We start from the raw sequence: 17,561 nt of genomic DNA, 5'->3' as shown, positions 1-17,561 counted from the left end.
GGCCCGGCGACGGACACTGCCCCGATGCGTGCGACGTTCGAGGAGCTGATCGCCGAGGCCGTGGCCGTACCGGTGGGGGGCTGGGATTTCTCCTGGTTCGACGGGCGGGCCACCGAGCAGCGGCCGTCCTGGGGCTACGCCCGGCTGGTGGCCGACCGGATGGCGGGCGCGCACGCGGCGCTGGACGTGCAGACCGGTGGCGGGGAGGTCCTCGCCACCGTGCCTGAGCCGCCCGCCCTGCTGGTGGCGACCGACTCCTGGCGTCCGAACCTGCCGGTCGCCGCGCGCCACCTGCGGCCCCTCGGCGCGCTGGTGGTGGAAGCGGCCGACGCCCCCACCCTCCCGTTCCGGGACGCGGTGTTCGACCTGGTGGTGAGCCGGCACCCGGTCGGTACCCTGTGGGATGAGATCGCCCGGGTGCTGCGGCCCGGCGGCACCTTCCTGTCCCAGCAGATCGGCGCGGGCACCAATCGGGAACTGTCCGAGGCCATGCTGGGCCCGCTGTCGCCGCCCGATCCGCGACACCCGGAGAAACTGGCGGCCGCCGCGCGGGCCGCGGGCCTGACCGTGCTGGACGTACGGGCCGAGAGCCTGCGGGCGGAATACTTCGACGTGGCCGCCGTGACCTACTTCCTGCGCAAGGTCGTCTGGACGGTGCCCGGCTTCAGCGTCGACGAGTACCTCCCCCGGCTGCGCGCGGTGCACGAGCGGATCCAGGCCGAGGGCCCGTTCGTCTCGTACGCCCGGCGCGTCCTGATCGAGGCGCGCAAACCCGCCGGAGTGGACGAGGATGGTCGGCGTGGCATTGAGTGACGAGCGGCTCGGCGAGCTGGCCCAGCGGCTGACCGAGGTGCCGGGAGTGACCGCGGTGCTGCTGGGCGGGAGCCGGGCCCGGGGCACGCACACCCCGGAGTCCGACACCGACCTGGGCGTCTACTACCACCGGCCGCTCGACGTGCCGGCGCTCGGCGAGCTGGCCCGGACCTTCGGCGGGCCGGCCGCGCAGGTCACCCCGGTCGGCGGCTGGGGACCGTGGGTGGACGGCGGCGGCTGGCTCACCGTGGACGGCACGGCCGTCGACTGGATCTACCGGGACGTCGACCGGGTCGCCGGCGCCTGGGCGGACGCGCAGCAGGGGCGGTACGCGTTCCACGCCCAGGCCGGCCATCCGCTGGGCGTGCCCGACTTCGCGTACGCGGGAGAGGTCGCCCTCGGCGTGGTCCTGGCCGACCCGGACGGTGAGCTGGCCGACCTGCGCTCCCGGATGTCGACCTACCCGCCGGCGTTGCGCGAGGCCCTGGTGGCCGGGCTCTGGGAGGCCGACTTCCTGGTCGGTCTCGGACGCAAGGCCGTCACCCGCGGTGACGCCGCCTACGTGGCGGGCTGCCTGTTCCGCCTGGTCGGGGTCTGTGCGCACGCCCTGCACGGCGCGGCCGGCCGCTGGCTCGTCAACGAGAAGGGGGCAGTGGCCGCAGCTGCCGCTCTGCCCGGCGCGCCGCCGCTGTTCCGCGAGCAGGTCGACGCTGTCTTCACCGCGGTGGACGGCGACCCGGTGCATCTGACCGCGGCCCTCGACGCGGCGGCCGACCTCGTTCTGGAGACGGCCGATGCGTGCGCCATGATGTCGCGATGACCGCCGATCAACCCACCATCCTCGCCACGAGCGCCGGATTCGCCCGCGGCCGGTACGGCACCTTCGACATGCGTCCCGGCCCCGTCCACCGCTTCGCCGCCGACCTGGCCAACGCCGGTGACACCGCCAAGTTCTGCTTCCTGCACCAGGCCGGCGGTGACCCCGACGCCTGGATCGGGGCCACCTACGCCGCCTTTGCCAAGACCCGCTACCGGGCTTCGCACCTGCAGCTCTTCCCGATGCCCAACCACGACGACATCCGCGCCCACCTGCTCGATCAGGACGTGATCTGGGTCAACGGCGGCAGCGTGGCGAACCTCGTGGCGGTCTGGCGGGTGCACGGGCTGGAGGAGATCCTGCACGAGGCGTGGCAGGCCGGGGTGGTGCTCGGCGGGGTCTCGGCCGGTTCGCTCTGCTGGCACCAGGGCGGCAGCACCGACAGTTTCGGGCCCGAGCTGCGGGCGTTCACCGACGGGCTGGGCTGGCTGCCGTACAGCAACGGGGTGCACTACGACGGCGAGGAGCAGCGCCGGCCGATGATGCACAAGCTCATCGGCGACGGCACCCTGGGCGACGGTTACGCGACCGACGACGGGGCCGGGCTGGTCTACCGCGGCACCCGGCTGGCGGAGGTCGTGGCCGACAAGCCGGGCCCGCGGGGGTACGAGCTCAAGCGGGCAGCGGACGGCTCGGTGACCGAGACGCCGCTGCCCACCCGCGTCCTGGACTACTGAGCCGACCCGCGGCGGAAAACCCATGCAAATTCGCTACTGAGGCAGCGCCCACTTCTGATTGGCCGCGCCCAGGCAGTCCCAGATGTGGATCTGCTGGCCGTTGGCGGAGCTGTTCTGGCTCACGTCGAGGCACCGGCCCGACTGCGGGTTGCGCAGAGTCTGATCGGGTCGAGCCGACCAGACCTGCGCGCCGGAGCCGTTGCAGGTCCAGAGCTGGGCCTTGGTGCCGTTGGCCGTGGCGCCACCGGCGACGTCGAGGCACTTGCCCTGGGCCTTCACCGGCCCGTCGGCGGTCACGGTCCACTTCTGCGCGTTGCTGTTGTTGCAGGTGTAGAGCTGGATCTTGGTGCCGTCGGCGGTGCCGCCGCCGGCCACGTCGAGGCACTTGCCGGCCAGCCCGACGATCGGGCCGGTGCCGGTGCCGGTGGGGGGCGGCGGGGTGCCACCGAGCTCCTTGATCCGTACGTTGCGGAAGGAGGCGTCGTCACCGTCACCGTGGTTCTGCAGTCCGATGTGTCCGGCCAGCGAGCGCACCGGGTCGGTGTTGGTGAAGTCGTTGATCCTCGTGCCGTTCAGGAAGACCTGCAGCCGCTCGCCCTCGACGAGCAACTCGTAGGTGTTCCACTCGCCCGGCGGGTTGAGCGCGGCGTCGCGGGCCGCCAGGTCGGCCGACTTGAACGTGTAGACCGCGCCGGTGGTGCGGTCGGCGGCGTCGGTCGCGTCGATCTGCACCTCGTAGCCGTTGTTCACTGCTGACCACGGGTCGCTCGACGGCGGGAAGCCGAGGAAGACGCCCGTGTTGTCGTCGCCGGCCAGCTTCCAGTCCAGCTTCAGCGAGTAGTTGGTGAACTGCTTCTGGCTGTACCAGAACAGGCCCATCCCACCGGTCGAGGTGAGCGTCGCGTCGGTGTTGGTGAAGGCACCGGGACCGGCCTGCGACCAGCCCGCGGTGGAGCCGTTGTAGAGCGGGGTGTAACCCGTCTCCGGGCGGCAGTCGGCGTTGGCCGCCTCGGCCGCGTACCGGATGCCGCCGAGCAGGTGGGCCCGGAAGGCCGGGTCCGAGTACGACTCGATGGTGTGGCCGCCGCCGGTGTAGATGGACCGGCCGCCCTCGTAGGTCTTGCACCACACGTGCGGGTGGTCGGCACCCATGCCGCCGCCGGAGTACGAGCTCTCGTCCAGCGTGGCCAGCACGCGCGCCGTGGACCGGGCGTTGGTGCGGTAGTTGTACCACTCGTCGGTGCGGTTCCAGCGCTGCGGCAGGTGCGCCGTGGCCGGGTGGGCCCGGTTCTCGACCACCACGGCGGCCGGCTGGATCGCCGGGTGCGAGGCGAAGTACGCGCCGACCAGCTGACCGTAGAACGGCCAGTCGTACTCGGTGTCGGCCGCGGCGTGCACGCCGACGTAACCGCCACCGCCGCGGATGTAGCCCTCGAAGGCGGTCTGCTGGGTGGCGTTGAGCACGTCACCCGTGGTGTTGAGGAAGACGACGGCCTCGTAGTTGGCCAGCCCGGCCGTAGTGAACGCCGCCGCGTCCTCGGTCGCGGTGACCGAGAAACTGTTGGCCGCGCCCAGAGTCCGGATGGCCTGGATGCCGGCCGGGATGGCGTCGTGCCGGAAGCCGGCGGTCTTGGAGAACACCAGCACGTCGTAGGGGTCGTCCGCGGCGGCGGCCGCCGGTGAGGCGATCGCGACCGAGGCCGGGATCAACAGCAGGGCAGCTAACACTTTGCCGATCATGGCAACACCCACTTCTGGTTGGCGGCGCCCAGGCAGTCCCAGATGTGGATCTGCTGCCCGTCGGCCGAGCTGTTCTGACTGACGTCGAGGCATCTGCCCGACTGCGGGTTGCGCAGGCTGCCGTCGGCGTTGGCGGCCCAGTTCTGGGCCGCGCTGCCGTTGCAGGTGTAGAGCTGCGCCTTGGTGCCGTTGGCGGTGGCGCCACCGGCGACATCGAGGCACTTGCCGAGCGACTTGACCGTGCTGCCGGCGGCGACGGTCCAGGTCTGCGCGGCGCTGCCGTTGCAGGTGTAGAGCTGGATCTTCGTGCCGTCGGCGGTGGCGCCGCCGGCCACGTCGAGGCACTTGCTCGCCAGCCCGACGATCGGGCCGGCGCGGGCCGCGGAACCGTTCAGTGTGAACGCGTCCAGGTCGAACAGCGAGCCCGCGCCACCCGCGAAGGTCAGGTACAGCGGGCCGGTGGTGTTCGGGGCGCCGGAGACCGTACCGGTGACGTTGACGAACGTCTCCCAGCCGCCGGTCACCGGCACCGTGGCCGAGCCGACGATCGGGCCGGTGGCCGAGCCGGTCCGCAGTTGCAGCGTGCCGCCCACACCGCCGGACGAGGCCCGGGCGGTGAAGGAGGTGACCCCGCTGAGCCGGTACGGCTCGAACGCGATCCAGTCCCCGTTGTTGATGTTGCCGACGGTCTGCCCGCCCTCGGCCGGGGTCTTGGTGAACTTGTCGACGCCGGACGAGGTCTTGAAGTGCTCGGCCTGCCGGTGCCGCGGCTGCAGGGTGTGCTGGGTGTGCGTGGTCAGCCCGCCGGCGTCGGTGTACTCGGCGTCGAAGACCGCGAAGATGTTCGCCGCCGAGTCGTGCTCACCGTCGACCGGGATGGTGATCGTGCCGGTGCAGCCGTTCTTCGAGGTGATCTGGTGACCGTGGCTGTCGTGGCCCAGGACGTAGGTCAGCTTGACGTTCGCGCAGTTGATCGAGCTGTCCTCGGGGTCGGTGACCGTGATCGAGAACGGGATGCTGTCGCCGTACGAGAAGAGCGTGCCGCTGGGCGGGTTGTTGATCGTCACCGTGGGCGCGGTGTTGCCGACTCCGATGGTCACGTTGGCCGTGCCGGTCAGCCCGGCGGGGTCCCGCACGGTGAGCGTCACCTGGTACGTCCCGTTGGCCGTGTACGTCTTGGTCGGGTTGGCCGCGGTGGAGGTGGTGCCGTCACCGAAGTTCCACGAGTAGGTCAGCGCGCCACCCTCCGGATCGGAGGATCCGGCCGAGGAGAACGTCACGGCCAGCGGTGCCTGCCCGGAGGTCCGGTTCGCGCCGGCCACGGCGGTCGGTGCCCGGTTCGAGCCGGCCAGGTAGTCGAAGCGGTACAGCGCCGAGTTGACGTCACCGTTGAAGTATCCGGTGCCGTAGTCCAGGACGTACAGCGAACCCTCCGGCCCGAACGCCATGTCCATCACCTGTTTGCCGACCCACGGGAACGCCGAGATCTCGCCCACCGAGCCGTCCGTGCCGACGTGGATCGGCTTGATCCAGCCGCGGCCGAGCTCACCGGCGAAGAAGTGGCCGTCCAGCGCGGCGGGGAACTTGGTGGGGGAGTTCAGGTTCGCGTTGTAGCGGTAGACCGGACCGGCCATCGGGGACTCCGAGCCGCCGCCGAACTCGGGCGGGGTACCGGCGTCGCCCGCGTACCGGATCCAGGCCGCCCGGGCCGGGGGCAGCTTGCTCTGGCCGGTGTTGCGGAACGAGTTGTTCGTCGGCCCGCCGGCGCAGTCGTACTTCGCGCCCGTGGTGCCGTTGGCGAAGTTCCACTCGTTGTAGGTCTCGGCGCTGGTGTTGTTGCCGGTGCAGTACGGCCAGCCGTAGTTGCCCGGGCTGGTGATCCGGTTGAACTCGACCTGGCCGCTGGGCCCGCGGTTGGGGTCGGAGGAGCCGGCGTCCGGACCGTAGTCGCCGAGGTAGACGATGCCGGTGGCCTTGTCCACGCTCATCCGGAACGGGTTGCGGAAGCCCATGGCGTAGATCTCGGGACGGGTGTTCGCGGTGCCCGGCGCGAACAGGTTGCCGGCCGGGATGCTGTACGTCCCGTTCGCGTTCACCTTGATCCGCAGCACCTTGCCGCGCAGGTCGTTGGTGTTGCCGGCGCTGCGCTGCGCGTCGTAGCCGGGGTTGCGGTTGGTGCGCTCGTCCAGCGGCGAGTAGCCGGCGGATTCGAACGGGTTGCTGTCGTCCCCGGTGGACAGATAGAGGTTGCCGGCCGCGTCGAAGTCGATGTCCCCGCCGACGTGGCAGCACAGGCCACGGCTCGCCGGCACGTCCAGCACGTCGACCTTGCTCGCGGTGTTGAGCGTGAAGTCGGCGTTGAGCGTGTAACGGGAGAGCCGGTTGACGCCGTTCCAGGCGGAGAAGTCCGAGCCGCTGGCCGGAGCGTCCCCGGCCGGGGTGCTCAGCGGCGGCGCGTAGTACAGGTAGATCTGCCGGTTGGTGGCGAAGCCCGGGTCGACCCCGACGCCCTGCAACCCTTCCTCGTCATGGCTGTAGACGGCCAGGGTGCCGACGACAGTAGTGGTGCCGTTCTTGTCGGTACGCCGCAGCGTGCCGTTGCGGGCGGTGTGCAGCACGGAGGAGTCGGGCAGCACCGCGATGGTCATCGGCTCGCCCACCTCGGCGACGCCCTTGGCCAGGGTGACCTGCTGGAAGTCGGCGGGGTTGATGTCGTGGGCCGCGGCGGGCGCGGGGGTGGCGACCAGAGTGGCGGCGACGAGCAGTGCCGCTGCGGCCCCGTATCCAAACCTTGGCATGTATCGATGTCTTGGGGACATGGGTGAGCGTCCCTTCCTGACGTAGGGGAATTGCCAGGTGTGGGCAACGGCGGCGTGGCCCGGGGAATGGCCACGTCGCTTGTTACCGGCATGTAACAGTGAGCAAACGTTAGTAACTTCTCGCTTGGCTGTCCATACTTTTGACGCAACGGCATGGACTTTCGTCAATAACAACAAAAAGGTGCGCCGCCCGACGTGGGCGGCGCACCTCGGCGCTGGAAGAACGCGTCAGGACGCGTAGTGCAGGATCACGTTGTGCACGTGCTGAGTCTTGTCCGAGCCGCGGAACTCCACCTCGTAGGTGTGTGTGCCCACGCTGATCGCGATGGTGCCGGTGGAGAAGAACTGCCCGGCCCAGCTCTTGTTGCTGACCACGCTGACGCTGCTGACCTTGGCGTACGGGATGCTGGTGATGGCGACGCGTTTCCCGACGAAGCTCTTGTCCTGGATGATCACCCGGCGGGTGGTGAGCCCGATGAAGCCGGTGCCGGCGCCGACCGCGTCGTACACCGCGATGATCTGTTCACCCTCGAGCAGGCCGCTCTGGATCTGCTGCAGCTGGCCCTTGCTGTCGTAAATCGGCGCCGTCATGATCCCGAGGTTACTGAGGTCCCACCACTGTGCGGTACGCGTCCTCGATCCGGGCCGCGAGGGTGACCTCACCGTCGGTGATGGTCTCGCCGTCGGACGCGCCCAGCAGGATCTGCGTGTGACCGTCCATGCGCCGGATGCTGGGCCGAAGGCGCAGCGTGTCGGCGGCGACCTTGATCCGCTCGGTCAGCGCGGCATGCTGGCTGTCGTCACAGGCGAGCACGCGCTTGAGCTGGACCCCGTCCTGGGTCCACCCACCGAGCACCGCGAGCGCGTCGCTCAAGTAGTCGGAGCGGGTACCCCGTAGTTTCCTGCCCCGCATGGCCGCACCTCCCTGGCGTCGTTGCCGGCTTGTGGCCAAACTGTCGCCGTGTCGTCATGGTCGGTGCCCACAGTCTTGTCTTCGCCGTCAACTATGTCCACGCCCACATATCCGTGTTCTCGTGACGATCGGGACGCATCGTTCAACCTGATCGGTTAAGTTTTGTGGCACGCTCTTGGCTCATGTCCCATGAACGCCACGTCAACGGCCGTCCGTCACCGAGGGTGATTGTCGCGGCAGTGATCGTGCAGGGTGGCCGGGTGCTCGCCTGTGAGCGCTCCGCGCCGCCGGAGGTGGCCGGGCGCTGGGAGTTCCCGGGCGGCAAGGTCGAGCCCGGCGAGACCGACGCCCAGGCGCTGGCCCGCGAGTGCGCGGAGGAGCTGGGCGTCCGGGTGGCTGTCGGGGCCCGGGTGGGGCCGGACGTGCCGCTGGCGCACGGCCGTGCCGTCCTGCGCGTCTTCACGGTGACGCTGCTGGACGGCGACGAGCCGCGCGCCCTCGAACACACGGCGATGCGCTGGCTGTCCGCCGACGAGCTGGACAGTGTGCCCTGGCTGCCGGCGGACAGGCCGATCGTCGCGGAGTTGCCGGTGCTACTCGCCGAAGGTGCGGCGTAGCTCGCGCTTGAGCACCTTGAAGCTCGGACCCATCGGCAGCGCCTCCACGAAGCGGACCTGCCGCGGGTACTTGTGTTTGCCCAGCTTCTCCCGGGACCAGTCGATCAGCTCCTGCTCGGTGATGCCGCCCGGATCGGGCACCACGACCGCGCAGATCTCCTCGCCGTGCACCGGGTCGGGCACCCCGATGACCGCGACCTGCACGACGGCCGGGTGCCGGGCCAGCGCCTCCTCCACCTCGCGCGGATAGACGTTGAAGCCGCCCCGGATCACCAGGTCCTTCTTGCGGTCGACGATCGTGATGAAGCCGTCGGCGTCCTTGGTGCCCAGGTCACCGCTGCGGAACCAGCCGTCGACCACCGCCTCGGCGGTCGCCTCGGGCCGGTTCAGGTAGCCGGCGAAGACGTTGTGACCGCGGATCACGATCTCCCCGAGCTCGCCGGTGGGCAGCAGCTCGATGCGCTCGTCGATCTCCGCGCGGGCGATCTCCACCTCGACGCCCCAGATCGGGTGCCCGATGGTGCCGGCCCGGGTGCCGAACGCCGGCTGGTTGGTGGTCGCCGTGGGTGAGGTCTCGGACAGCCCGTAGCCCTCGAACACCGTCGAGTGGAAGGTCTCGCTGAAGCGCTCCAGCACCGCCACCGGCAGTGACGCCCCGCCCGACACGCAGATTCGCAGCTCCGGCAACTTGTCGGCCTTCGCCGCCGCTTCCAGCAGGCCGATGTACATCGTCGGCACGCCGTGGAAGATGGTCACCCCCTCCCGGACCATCAGGTCGATCGCGGCCTCGCCGGTGAAGCGGGCGAGCAGCACCAGCGTCCCGCCGAGCCGGAACGTGCCGTTCATGCCGACGGTCTGGCCGAAGGTGTGGAACAGCGGCAGGCAGCCCAGGACCACGTCGTCGGCCCGGACCTCGTTGGCGTCGAACACGTTGACGGTCGCGTTCATGACCAGGTTGAGGTGGGTCAGCAGGGCGCCCTTGGGCTCTCCGGTGGTGCCGCTGGTGTAGAAGACCACCGCCACGTCCTCGGCCTCGCGGCTCACGTACGTGGGCAGCGCGGGAACCGCGGCCGACACCTCCTCCAGTCGCGGCGGGGCCTCGGGCACACCCGGCGGCATCGGGCCGACGCTGGCCAGCCGGGTGCCGGAGATGCTCGCGGCGGCCATCGCGGTCTTCAGCTGGCTCGAGTGCGCCACGAGCAGGTCCGCCCGGCTGTCGCGCAGGACGTACGCCATCTCGTCCGGGGTGAGCAGCAGGTGGACCGGGACGATCCGCGCGCCCACCGCCAGCGCGCCGTAGTACGCCCGGGGGAAGTCGGCCACGTTGGGGACGAGCACGGCCACCGTGTCGCCCGGCCCGATGCCCAGCTCGCGCAGCCCGGCCGCGTACGCCAGGGACTGCTGCCACAGGTCGCGGTAGCTGACCCGCTCGGCGTGGTCCACGATCGCGACCTTCTCCGGATACCGCCGGGCGGCCTCCGCCAGCACAGCGGCCAGCGACAACATCGTCATGCGAGGTGCCCTCCGATCTTGGTGTAGCCGCGCAGCAGGCCGCGGGAGATGATCAGGCGCTGCATCTCGTCGGTGCCCTCGTAGATCCGCATCAGCCGGACCTGGCGGTACCAGCGCTCGATCGGCAGCTCGCGGGTGTAGCCCATGCCGCCGTGGATCTGCATGACCCGGTCCACCACGTTGTTGACCATGTTGGCGCCGTAGAGCTTGGCCATTGAGGACGCGTGCCGGGGGTCCCAGCCCTGGTCCACCGTCCAGGCGGCCTTGAGGATCAGCCAGCGGGCCGCCTCCAGCTCGACCTCGGAGTCGGCGATCATCCACTGGATGGCCTGGTTGGAGCCGATCGTGCGGCCGAAGGTCTCGCGGGTGTTGGCGTACTCGATCGCCATGCCCAGGGCCCGCTCGGCGATGCCCACCGCGTTCGACGGGATCAGGTAGCGACCCTTGCCGATCCACTTCATGCCCAGTTCGAAACCCTGGCCGATCTCACCGAGGATGTTGCGCGCGGGCACCCGGACGTTGTCGAAGATCAGCGCGGCCGGGCCGCCCTCGCCCATGGTCTGGATGAACTCCGAGCGCCAGCCCATGTCCCGGTCGACCAGGAAGGCGGTCGTGCCGCCGCCGCGTACGCCCTTCTCCTTGTCGGTGACCGCCACGACGATGACGAAGTCCGCGTCGTTGCCGTTGGTGATGAACGTCTTCTCGCCGTTGAGAACCCAGTCGTCACCGTCCTGGCGGGCGCTGAGCTTGATGTTGGCCGCGTCCGAGCCGGCGCCCGGCTCGGTGATCGCGAAGCAGGAGATCCGGTCGCCCTCGATGGTCGGCACCAGGTACTCGGCCTTTTGCGCGTCGTTGGCGTAATACAGGATGTTGTCGGCCTCGCCGCCGAACTTGAACTGCACGAACGTGCGGCCGACCTCGGTCCAGATCAGCGACTGCAGGACCGCGGGGAGGTCCATGCCGCCGTACTCCTCGGGGGTCGACAGGCCCCAGAAGCCGAACTTCTTGGCTTTGAGCTGCAACTCGCGCAGCTCGCTGCGGTCCAGCCCGGGTTGATGGTTGCGCTCGCGCCGCAGAGCTTCCTGCTCGAGCGGCATGACCTCGCGGGTGATGAATTGGCGGGCGGTGTCGCGAACGGCCCGCTCCTCGTCGCTGAGTTGAAAGTCCACGTGCTAAAACTAGCGGTGTAAGTTTTGTGCCGTCCAGAGTTTCAGGAGCGTTAAATGGCCCGCCCCCGGCACACCCTGCTCAGCCGCGAGCGGATCGTCGAGGTGGCCGGCCAGCTGGTCGACGCCGAAGGACTCGAGGCCGTCTCCGTGCGCCGGCTCGCCACCGAGCTGGGCGTGGCCGGCCCGTCGCTCTACAACCACTTCCCGACCAAGGCCGAGATCCTGGACGCGGTCGCCGACGCGGTGGTGGCCCGGGTGGACGTCTCCTTCTTCGGCAGCCACGACTGGCGGGAGGCGCTCCGGCTCTGGGCGTACTCGTACCACGCGGAGCTCTCCGCGCACCCGAACATCGTGCCCGTCCTGGCCCACGGACCCGGCCGCCGGCCCGCCGCGCTGGCCATGGCCGACACGGTCTACGGCGGTCTCATCGCCGCCGGCTGGCCGCCGGCCCGGGCCACCCACATCGGCGCGGTCATGCGTTATCTGGTCACCGGTGCGGCCCTGGGCTCGTTCGCCCTAGGCTTCGACGAGGACCCCCAGCTGTACGCCGAGCGCTACCCGCACCTGCGCGACGCCCACCTGCTGGCCGAACACCGGCGCAGCGTCGACGAAGGCGCGTTCGCTCTCGGCCTGGAAACCGTCCTGACCGGCCTGGACGCGCTCAAGGCGCGACTGGACCCGCTGAAAGGGAGCCTGACATGACCCTCTCCCGCGACCGGATCTACCTCGGCGGGGCCTGGACGGCCTCGTCCGGCTCCGAGACCATCCCGGTGGAGAACCCGGCGACCGAGGAGATCCTCGGTCACGTGCCCGCCGGCACCGCCGAGGACGTGGACCGGGCTGTCGCGGCGGCCCGGGCGGCCTTCCCCGGCTGGGCCGACACGCCGATGGCCGAGCGCGGTGCCGTGCTGGGCAAGCTGCACGAGGCGCTCGCCGCCCGCGCGGGCGACATCGCCCGCACCGTCGGGCTCGAGCTGGGCACGCCGCTCAAGGTCGCGAAGGCGGTCCAGGCAGGACTGCCGCTCGCGGTCCTCCGGGGGTACGCCGACCTGGCCGTCCAGCCGGTGCCGGAGGAGACGATCGGCAACTCCCTGATCGTGCACGAGCCGGTCGGAGTGGTCGGGGCGATCACCCCGTGGAACTACCCGTTGCACCAGGTCGTGGCCAAGGTGTCCGCCGCGCTGGCCGCCGGCTGCACAGTGGTGCTCAAGCCCAGTGAGCTGACGCCGCTGGTGGCGTACCTGCTGATCGACGCGGCCGACGAGGCCGGGCTGCCGCCGGGCGTGCTCAACCTGGTGCCCGGCACCGGGCCGGTGGTGGGTGCGGCGATCGCCGGGCACCCGGACGTGGACATGGTGTCGTTCACCGGCTCGACGGCCACCGGGCGGGCGATCACGCACGCCGCGGCCGACCGGATCGCCCGGGTCGCCCTGGAGCTCGGTGGCAAGTCGGCCAACGTGATCCTCGATGATGCCGACCTCACCAAGGCGGTCAAGGTGGGGGTGGGCAACGCCTTCCTCAACTCCGGCCAGACCTGCACGGCGTGGACCCGGATGCTGGTGCACCGCAGCCACTACGACACCGCGGTCGAGCTCGCCGCGGCGGCCGCGTCGGCGTACACCACCGGTGACCCGTTCGACGAGGGCACCCGGCTCGGGCCGCTGGTGTCCGCGGCCCAGCGCGAACGGGTGAGGGGCTTCATCGCCCGCGCCGGCGCGCGGCAGGTGGCCGGCGACGCCGCAGTCCCGGACAAGGGCTACTTCGTCGCGCCGACCGTCTTCGCGGACGTCGACCCGGCCAGCGAGCTGGCCCAGGAGGAGGTCTTCGGCCCGGTCCTGTCGATCATCCCGTTCGACGACGACGACCACGCGGTGGAGATCGCCAACAACTCGAAGTACGGTCTGGCCGGTGGCGTCTGGGGCTCGCCGGACCGGGCGCTGGCCGTGGCCCGCCGGATGCGGACGGGCGCGGTCGACGTGAACGGCGGCTCGTTCAACCCGGTCGCCCCCTTCGGCGGCTACAAGCAGTCCGGCATCGGGCGCGAGCTCGGCGCGTACGGCCTCAGCGAGTTCCAGCAGACGAAAGCGATTCAGCGGTGACCCCATACATCAAGGCCCTGGTCGTCCGGGCGGCCGGCACGGCTCCCGCGGTCGAGGAGCTGCGCCTGCCCGAGGTCGGTCCCGGCCAGGTCCGCATCCGCGTACGCGCGGCCGGCGTGTGCCACTCCGACCTGTCCATGGTGAACGGCACGCTGAGCCCGCCGCACCCGCTGGTCCTCGGGCACGAGGCCGCCGGCGAGGTGATGGAGGCCGGCGCCGGGGTGACCCGGGTACGCGAGGGCGGCCACGTGGCGCTGAACTGGTCGCCGCCCTGCCGCGAGTGCTGGTTCTGCACCCACGGGGAGCCGTGGCTGTGCTCCACGGCGAACATCGCGGCGCTGGAGAACGGCAGCACGCTCGACGGCGCGCCGGTGCACGTGACGCTGGGGCTGGGCGCGTTCGCCGAGCAGGTCGTGGTGCCGGAGAAGGCGGTCATCCCCGTACCGGACGAACTGGCCTGGGAAAGCGCTGCCCTGCTGGGCTGCGCGGTGCTGACCGGCACCGGCGCGGTGCGCAACACCGCGCGGGTCGCCGAAGGTGATTCGGTCGTGGTGATCGGCCTCGGCGGGGTGGGTCTGTCGGTGGTCGCGGCGGCCCGGGCCGCCGGTGCCGCGACGGTCATCGCGGTGGACGTGTCGGAGGCCAAGAAGGCGCTGGCCGAAGCCGCGGGGGCGACCGACTTCGTGGTCTCCTCGGAGAACCTCTCCAAGGACATCCGGTCGCGCACGGACCGGCTCGGCGCCGACCACGCCTTCGAGTGCGTGGGCCGGGCGGCGACCATCCGGGCGGCGTGGCGGGCGACCCGCCGCGGTGGCCAGGTGACGGTGGTCGGCATGGGCCGGGCGGACGACATGGTGGAACTGAGCGCCCTGGACATCTTCTCCAGCGCCCGTACGCTGCGGGCCTCGGTCTACGGCTCGTCGGACCCGGACCTCGAGGTGCCGGCGCTGGCGCAGGACGTGCTCTCGGGCGCGCTGAAGCTGGACCACCTGATCACCGACCGGATCGCGCTCGCGGCCGTACCGGCGGCCTTCGACCGGATGGCCCGGGGCGAGGGAGCCCGTTCGGTCGTGGTCTTCTAGGCCAGGTCGCCGAGGATCTCCCGGATGGTGGTCAGGGCCGCGGCGTTGCCGTCGGTGCCGGACAGCAGCCGGTCGAGGCAGTCGCTGTACGGCCTGGCCGCCTCCGCGCCGGTCAGCAGCGAGTCGGTCGCGGTCGACTCCAGGAAGAGCACTTCGGCGCTGTCGTCGGCGAACTGCAGGAGCTCGAAGTAGCCGCCCAGGCCGGCATGCGCGCCGTCCGCGGTCGGCTTGACGATCAGCGTCACCGTCGTCAGCTCACCCAGGTAGAGCAGGTCCGCCAGCTGATCGCGCAGGACATCGACGCCACCGACCGGCCGGCGCAGGACACTCTCGTCCAGCACCACGGTCAGCCGCGGTGGGTCCACACCGGACATCCGGTCGAGCAGGTCGTACCGGCGGCCCAGGCGTACCTCGACGCGGGCCAGAGTGGCGGGATCGTCGGGGGCCCGGCCGGTGATGGCGGCGGTGGCCGCCCGGGCGTACGCGGGCGTCTGCAGGATGCCGGGCACGACCAGCGGCTGGCACACGCCGATCCGGGCGGCTCGGTACTCGTGCTCGAGGAAACGGGGATATTCAGGGGTGAACCGGTGGAGCGCCCACCAGTCGCTGTCCCGATGCCGGTGATCGGACGACAGCCTCAGAGAATCTCGCAGCTCGCGCAGCGGGGCCAGGAGCCGATCGCGCGCGGGTGCCGGTCCGGTGGGTTCTGACATGACGAGCCTCTTCCACGGGTGAGGTCCGACTACGCCGTCGTCCTGAGCTGGATGGGAGCCGCTCCCTCCTGAAGGGAAGTTCAGTTTCTCGACTGTGTCCTCACGATAAACGACGAAGCCGAATCGGCGCGCTCATCGTTCTCCCAGACTCTAACCGGGCGATGATCCCCCGGCGGTCGACCGTGGGTGCATTTTGCAGATAGCGCTTAGCCGTTAGAAATTTGTGATCAGACTGTTGCTGTCCGGAAATTTCCAGGGACAATCGGAGGCAGGATCGAAGTAAGGGGACCCCAGATGTCGATCGACCGCACTTCCCCGAGCACCCCTCGATGTGGCTGGGCCGTCTACTACGCCGACCGCCACATCATCGTCACCAGCTGGTACGTCCAGACGCCGGCTGCGCGCTACCGGATCCCCGACCTGGCGGACGTCGCCGTCGTGCTCGACACCGGGCGCGGCCCCCGCTGGCGCGAGATCCGCGCCGTGCACCGGGGCGCGGAGGTGGTCCTCTTCGGCACCGCCGACCGGGCCCGGTTCGAGCGGGTCCGCCGCGCGCTGATCCGGGCCCTGGAGATCAACCGCTCACCGTTCCCGTGAGCCGGTCAGACCTTCAGGCGCCGGCGGGCCCGGGCGATCTCGTCGGTGGCGTGCTCGCCGGACAGTCCGGAGGAGAGCAGATCGTCCATGATCTTGCGGAAGGTCTCCGTCTTGGTCTTGTCGGTGAGCAGGAAGTCGTCCGCCGGGGTCTCGATGAAGACCACGTCGTCGTCCTCGCGGCCGGCGAACTCGAGCAGCTCGAACGTGCCGCCCAGCCCGCCGTGGGCACCCAGCTCGAGCGGGACCACGGTGAGGTGCACGCTCGGTCGCTTGGAGACGGCGAGCAGGTGGTCCAACTGGGCGGCCATCACCTCGGCCCCGCCGACCGGGCGCAGGAGTACGGCCTCGTCCACGGCCATGTTCAGCACCGGAGGCCGGCTGCTGTCGAGCCGGTCGAACAGGGTCTCCTGACGCTTGCGCCGGACCTCGGTCAGGTTCATGCCGGTGGAGTCGGCGACCGCCTCCTTGATCACCGGCGAGCTGAGCGCCTTGGCGTAGGCGGGGGTCTGCAGCAGGCCGGGGATGAACAGGGCGAAGTAGCCGTACAGGCCGGAGGCCTCGCTCTCGAAGGCGACGAAGTCCTTGAACTCCTGCGAGAGCTTCTCCTCGCGCCACCACCGGCGCTCCCGGGAGATCTCGGAGAGGTCCATGAGCCGCTCGACCTCGGCCGGATCCTGCACGTCGTAGAACTCGAGGAGAGCTTTGACCTCGATCGGCTGGATCGTGACGACACCGTTCTCGATGCGGTTGAGCTTGCTCTGCGACCACCGCATCTTGCGGGCCACAGCCGAAGCGGTGTGCCCCTGTGCCTCCCGGCGCTCCCGCAGATAGGTGTGCAGCCGCAGGCGCGCGATGGCTGGGCCGACCGGCTCGGTCATGATCAACTCCGGTGACGTCGGCAATCGAGGAACGCCTCCACCCTAGTGCAATTTGCAACTGGACGCTTGCACCAGCATGGTCTAGCATCCTGTTTTGCTGGCGTTCGTTCCGGGTCAGATGGGGACGAAACGTAAAATATTGACTTATCAGCCAGGGCGCCTAGCGCGCCCGGCGTCTTTATATAGCTGGAGGCCGGATGAACACGCCCGACGAGGTCCATCAGTGGCGCAAGAGCAAGCGCAGCTCGAGCGGCAACTGTGTCGAAGTGAGCGCCGGCCCGCAGGCGATCCATCTCCGCGACTCCAAGAACCCGGAGGGGGCGGTGCTGTCCTTCAGCCGCGAGACCTTCCAGGACTTCCTGCGCGGGGTACGCGGGGAGGAATTCGACCTCGGCTGATCGGTGGCTGATGCGGCCTGCGTCGTCGAGCCTTGCTCGAAGCGGCGCGGGTCGGGGTTTTGTGCTGGCCGGGGCCGCTATGGCTGGGGTACCCCGGGCCCTCGGCCCGAGGCTGCCGGGGTTAGTGGTGGCCGGGACCCCGCGGGATGTGGGTGATGGCAGGAACCCCGCGGGCTGTCTGGCTGGTCTGCCTCGCCCGCGTCGAGGACGAGATCTCCGCCGCCGACGTGAGTGGTGGCCGCGACGCCGCGAGATGTGAGTGGTGGCTGCCACGCCGCCGGGCGGACGCGGCCAAGCGCGAAGGTCGGCCTGGGCGCCGCAGAGCGCCGCGAAATTCCCAAGGTGACGGCGGGTGAGTCCCACCCGCGCACCGGTCGAGCGAGAGCCCGGTGTGGACATCGCCAGTGCAGGTCGGGTGAGGCGGGATCGCGCCGATCGGCTCGATGCTGCGCGATCGCGCGTGGCCGGCCGACTGCTGCGTGGGCTCGCGTGGACGGCCGCCTGGGCTCGATGGTCGGCGGAAGCGCCGCAACGGCGGCAAGGGTCCCCTGTATACCGTCGTGCGCGACTTCATCGGAAGGCCATTCAGTGAGCCGGCCGGGCTGCGGTCGGGGCGCGAGGTCGCGGAGGGCCGGGCAGTGGGGGTCGGCCGGGCTG

17 protein-coding genes are annotated in these 17,561 nt (G+C 70.4%); 9 read left to right on the top strand and 8 right to left on the bottom strand.

All coding sequences use genetic code 11. The features are described from left to right. The first annotated feature begins 24 nt into the window (after positions 1-24). Genes Aau02nite_RS41800 through Aau02nite_RS41790 form a run of 3 tightly spaced genes read left to right on the top strand, consistent with a single transcriptional unit; the run spans position 25 to position 2,367 of the window. Positions 25-813, top strand: a complete 789-nt coding sequence (locus Aau02nite_RS41800; RefSeq protein WP_212994222.1) for a class I SAM-dependent methyltransferase — start codon at positions 25-27, stop codon at positions 811-813. Further along, positions 791-1,633, top strand: a complete 843-nt coding sequence (locus Aau02nite_RS41795; protein ID WP_212994221.1) for a nucleotidyltransferase domain-containing protein — start codon at positions 791-793, stop codon at positions 1,631-1,633. Before Aau02nite_RS41800 ends, Aau02nite_RS41795 begins: the two co-directional genes overlap by 23 nt. Beyond that, a complete protein-coding gene (locus Aau02nite_RS41790; RefSeq protein ID WP_212994220.1) occupies positions 1,630-2,367 on the top strand; it encodes a Type 1 glutamine amidotransferase-like domain-containing protein in 738 nt (245 codons plus the stop codon). The genes Aau02nite_RS41795 and Aau02nite_RS41790 overlap by 4 nt, the downstream gene beginning before the upstream one ends. A gap of 33 nt (positions 2,368-2,400) precedes the next feature. Here the strand turns inward: Aau02nite_RS41790 and Aau02nite_RS41785 are convergent, their stop codons facing one another. The 4 genes from Aau02nite_RS41785 to Aau02nite_RS41770 all read right to left on the bottom strand — a co-directional run bounded on the left by Aau02nite_RS41785 (position 2,401) and on the right by Aau02nite_RS41770 (position 7,839). Beyond that, entirely contained in the window at positions 2,401-4,107 is a 1,707-nt protein-coding gene (locus tag Aau02nite_RS41785; protein WP_212994219.1) for a ThuA domain-containing protein, read from the bottom strand. Continuing rightward, complete coding sequence (locus Aau02nite_RS41780; protein ID WP_212994218.1) at positions 4,104-6,905, bottom strand: PQQ-dependent sugar dehydrogenase; 2,802 nt, start codon at positions 6,903-6,905, stop codon at positions 4,104-4,106. The genes Aau02nite_RS41785 and Aau02nite_RS41780 overlap by 4 nt, the downstream gene beginning before the upstream one ends. A gap of 249 nt (positions 6,906-7,154) precedes the next feature. Continuing rightward, positions 7,155-7,517: a PH domain-containing protein gene (locus Aau02nite_RS41775; RefSeq protein WP_212994217.1), complete on the bottom strand. Its 363-nt coding sequence runs from the start codon at positions 7,515-7,517 to the stop codon at positions 7,155-7,157. Positions 7,518-7,527: 10 nt separating this feature from the next. Further along, the gene (locus Aau02nite_RS41770; protein WP_212994216.1) at positions 7,528-7,839 is read right to left on the bottom strand and encodes a 4a-hydroxytetrahydrobiopterin dehydratase; all 312 of its coding nucleotides are present in this window, start codon (positions 7,837-7,839) and stop codon (positions 7,528-7,530) included. A gap of 182 nt (positions 7,840-8,021) precedes the next feature. On the opposite strand from Aau02nite_RS41770, the gene Aau02nite_RS41765 reads away from it, so the two are divergent. Then, positions 8,022-8,456 (top strand): (deoxy)nucleoside triphosphate pyrophosphohydrolase, encoded by a 435-nt coding sequence (locus tag Aau02nite_RS41765; protein WP_212994215.1) that lies wholly within the window; start codon positions 8,022-8,024, stop codon positions 8,454-8,456. Here Aau02nite_RS41765 and Aau02nite_RS41760 read toward each other — a convergent pair. Together Aau02nite_RS41760 and Aau02nite_RS41755 are read right to left on the bottom strand one after the other, a co-directional pair. After that, on the bottom strand, positions 8,433-9,968 hold the full coding sequence (locus tag Aau02nite_RS41760; RefSeq protein WP_212994214.1) for a long-chain-fatty-acid--CoA ligase: 1,536 nt from the start codon (positions 9,966-9,968) through the stop codon (positions 8,433-8,435). The two genes, Aau02nite_RS41765 and Aau02nite_RS41760, sit on opposite strands and share 24 nt — an antisense overlap. Next, entirely contained in the window at positions 9,965-11,137 is a 1,173-nt protein-coding gene (locus Aau02nite_RS41755; protein ID WP_212994213.1) for an acyl-CoA dehydrogenase family protein, read from the bottom strand. Before Aau02nite_RS41755 ends, Aau02nite_RS41760 begins: the two co-directional genes overlap by 4 nt. Before the next feature lie 54 nt (positions 11,138-11,191). On the opposite strand from Aau02nite_RS41755, the gene Aau02nite_RS41750 reads away from it, so the two are divergent. The 3 genes from Aau02nite_RS41750 to Aau02nite_RS41740 are packed head-to-tail and all read left to right on the top strand — an operon-like array spanning position 11,192 to position 14,318. After that, positions 11,192-11,839, top strand: a complete 648-nt coding sequence (locus Aau02nite_RS41750; RefSeq protein ID WP_212994212.1) for a TetR/AcrR family transcriptional regulator — start codon at positions 11,192-11,194, stop codon at positions 11,837-11,839. Continuing rightward, positions 11,836-13,236, top strand: coding sequence for an aldehyde dehydrogenase family protein (locus Aau02nite_RS41745; protein WP_212994211.1), 1,401 nt, complete (start codon positions 11,836-11,838; stop codon positions 13,234-13,236). The genes Aau02nite_RS41750 and Aau02nite_RS41745 overlap by 4 nt, the downstream gene beginning before the upstream one ends. After that, complete coding sequence (locus tag Aau02nite_RS41740; RefSeq protein WP_212994210.1) at positions 13,233-14,318, top strand: alcohol dehydrogenase catalytic domain-containing protein; 1,086 nt, start codon at positions 13,233-13,235, stop codon at positions 14,316-14,318. Before Aau02nite_RS41745 ends, Aau02nite_RS41740 begins: the two co-directional genes overlap by 4 nt. Here Aau02nite_RS41740 and Aau02nite_RS41735 read toward each other — a convergent pair. Next, a complete protein-coding gene (locus Aau02nite_RS41735) occupies positions 14,315-15,031 on the bottom strand; it encodes a DUF5753 domain-containing protein (protein WP_212994209.1) in 717 nt (238 codons plus the stop codon). The genes Aau02nite_RS41740 and Aau02nite_RS41735 overlap by 4 nt on opposite strands. Positions 15,032-15,325: 294 nt before the next feature. Between Aau02nite_RS41735 and Aau02nite_RS41730 the strand changes: the two genes are divergently transcribed. Then, positions 15,326-15,628, top strand: a complete 303-nt coding sequence (locus Aau02nite_RS41730) for a DUF6232 family protein (RefSeq protein WP_212994208.1) — start codon at positions 15,326-15,328, stop codon at positions 15,626-15,628. A 5-nt stretch (positions 15,629-15,633) separates the two neighbouring features. Here Aau02nite_RS41730 and Aau02nite_RS41725 read toward each other — a convergent pair whose 3' ends face one another. Then, positions 15,634-16,506 carry a helix-turn-helix domain-containing protein gene (locus tag Aau02nite_RS41725; RefSeq protein WP_212994207.1) on the bottom strand — a complete coding sequence of 291 codons (873 nt, stop codon included), beginning with the start codon at positions 16,504-16,506 and terminating at the stop codon, positions 15,634-15,636. A gap of 197 nt (positions 16,507-16,703) precedes the next feature. On the opposite strand from Aau02nite_RS41725, the gene Aau02nite_RS41720 reads away from it, so the two are divergent. Beyond that, on the top strand, positions 16,704-16,904 hold the full coding sequence (locus Aau02nite_RS41720) for a DUF397 domain-containing protein (protein ID WP_212994206.1): 201 nt from the start codon (positions 16,704-16,706) through the stop codon (positions 16,902-16,904). Positions 16,905-17,561 lie beyond the last annotated feature (657 nt).

This window comes from Actinoplanes auranticolor, from assembly GCF_018332655.1.
Taxonomy (GTDB): Bacteria; Actinomycetota; Actinomycetes; order Mycobacteriales; family Micromonosporaceae; genus Actinoplanes; species Actinoplanes auranticolor.
This window is presented reverse-complemented; position numbering and strand designations above follow the sequence as displayed.

Excerpts from the sequence above, each read along its gene's own strand:
- Aau02nite_RS41800 (WP_212994222.1), top strand. The coding sequence starts at position 25 with ATGCGTGCGACGTTCGAGGAGCTGATCGCCGAGGCCGTGGCCGTACCG.
- Aau02nite_RS41795 (WP_212994221.1), top strand. The coding sequence starts at position 791 with ATGGTCGGCGTGGCATTGAGTGACGAGCGGCTCGGCGAGCTGGCCCAG.
- Aau02nite_RS41790 (WP_212994220.1), top strand. The coding sequence starts at position 1,630 with ATGACCGCCGATCAACCCACCATCCTCGCCACGAGCGCCGGATTCGCC.
- Aau02nite_RS41785 (WP_212994219.1), bottom strand. The coding sequence starts at position 4,107 with ATGATCGGCAAAGTGTTAGCTGCCCTGCTGTTGATCCCGGCCTCGGTC.
- Aau02nite_RS41780 (WP_212994218.1), bottom strand. The coding sequence starts at position 6,905 with ATGCCAAGGTTTGGATACGGGGCCGCAGCGGCACTGCTCGTCGCCGCC.
- Aau02nite_RS41775 (WP_212994217.1), bottom strand. The coding sequence starts at position 7,517 with ATGACGGCGCCGATTTACGACAGCAAGGGCCAGCTGCAGCAGATCCAG.
- Aau02nite_RS41770 (WP_212994216.1), bottom strand. The coding sequence starts at position 7,839 with ATGCGGGGCAGGAAACTACGGGGTACCCGCTCCGACTACTTGAGCGAC.
- Aau02nite_RS41765 (WP_212994215.1), top strand. The coding sequence starts at position 8,022 with ATGTCCCATGAACGCCACGTCAACGGCCGTCCGTCACCGAGGGTGATT.
- Aau02nite_RS41760 (WP_212994214.1), bottom strand. The coding sequence starts at position 9,968 with ATGACGATGTTGTCGCTGGCCGCTGTGCTGGCGGAGGCCGCCCGGCGG.
- Aau02nite_RS41750 (WP_212994212.1), top strand. The coding sequence starts at position 11,192 with ATGGCCCGCCCCCGGCACACCCTGCTCAGCCGCGAGCGGATCGTCGAG.
- Aau02nite_RS41745 (WP_212994211.1), top strand. The coding sequence starts at position 11,836 with ATGACCCTCTCCCGCGACCGGATCTACCTCGGCGGGGCCTGGACGGCC.
- Aau02nite_RS41735 (WP_212994209.1), bottom strand. The coding sequence starts at position 15,031 with ATGTCAGAACCCACCGGACCGGCACCCGCGCGCGATCGGCTCCTGGCC.
- Aau02nite_RS41730 (WP_212994208.1), top strand. The coding sequence starts at position 15,326 with ATGTCGATCGACCGCACTTCCCCGAGCACCCCTCGATGTGGCTGGGCC.
- Aau02nite_RS41725 (WP_212994207.1), bottom strand. The coding sequence starts at position 16,506 with ATGACCGAGCCGGTCGGCCCAGCCATCGCGCGCCTGCGGCTGCACACC.
- Aau02nite_RS41720 (WP_212994206.1), top strand. The coding sequence starts at position 16,704 with ATGAACACGCCCGACGAGGTCCATCAGTGGCGCAAGAGCAAGCGCAGC.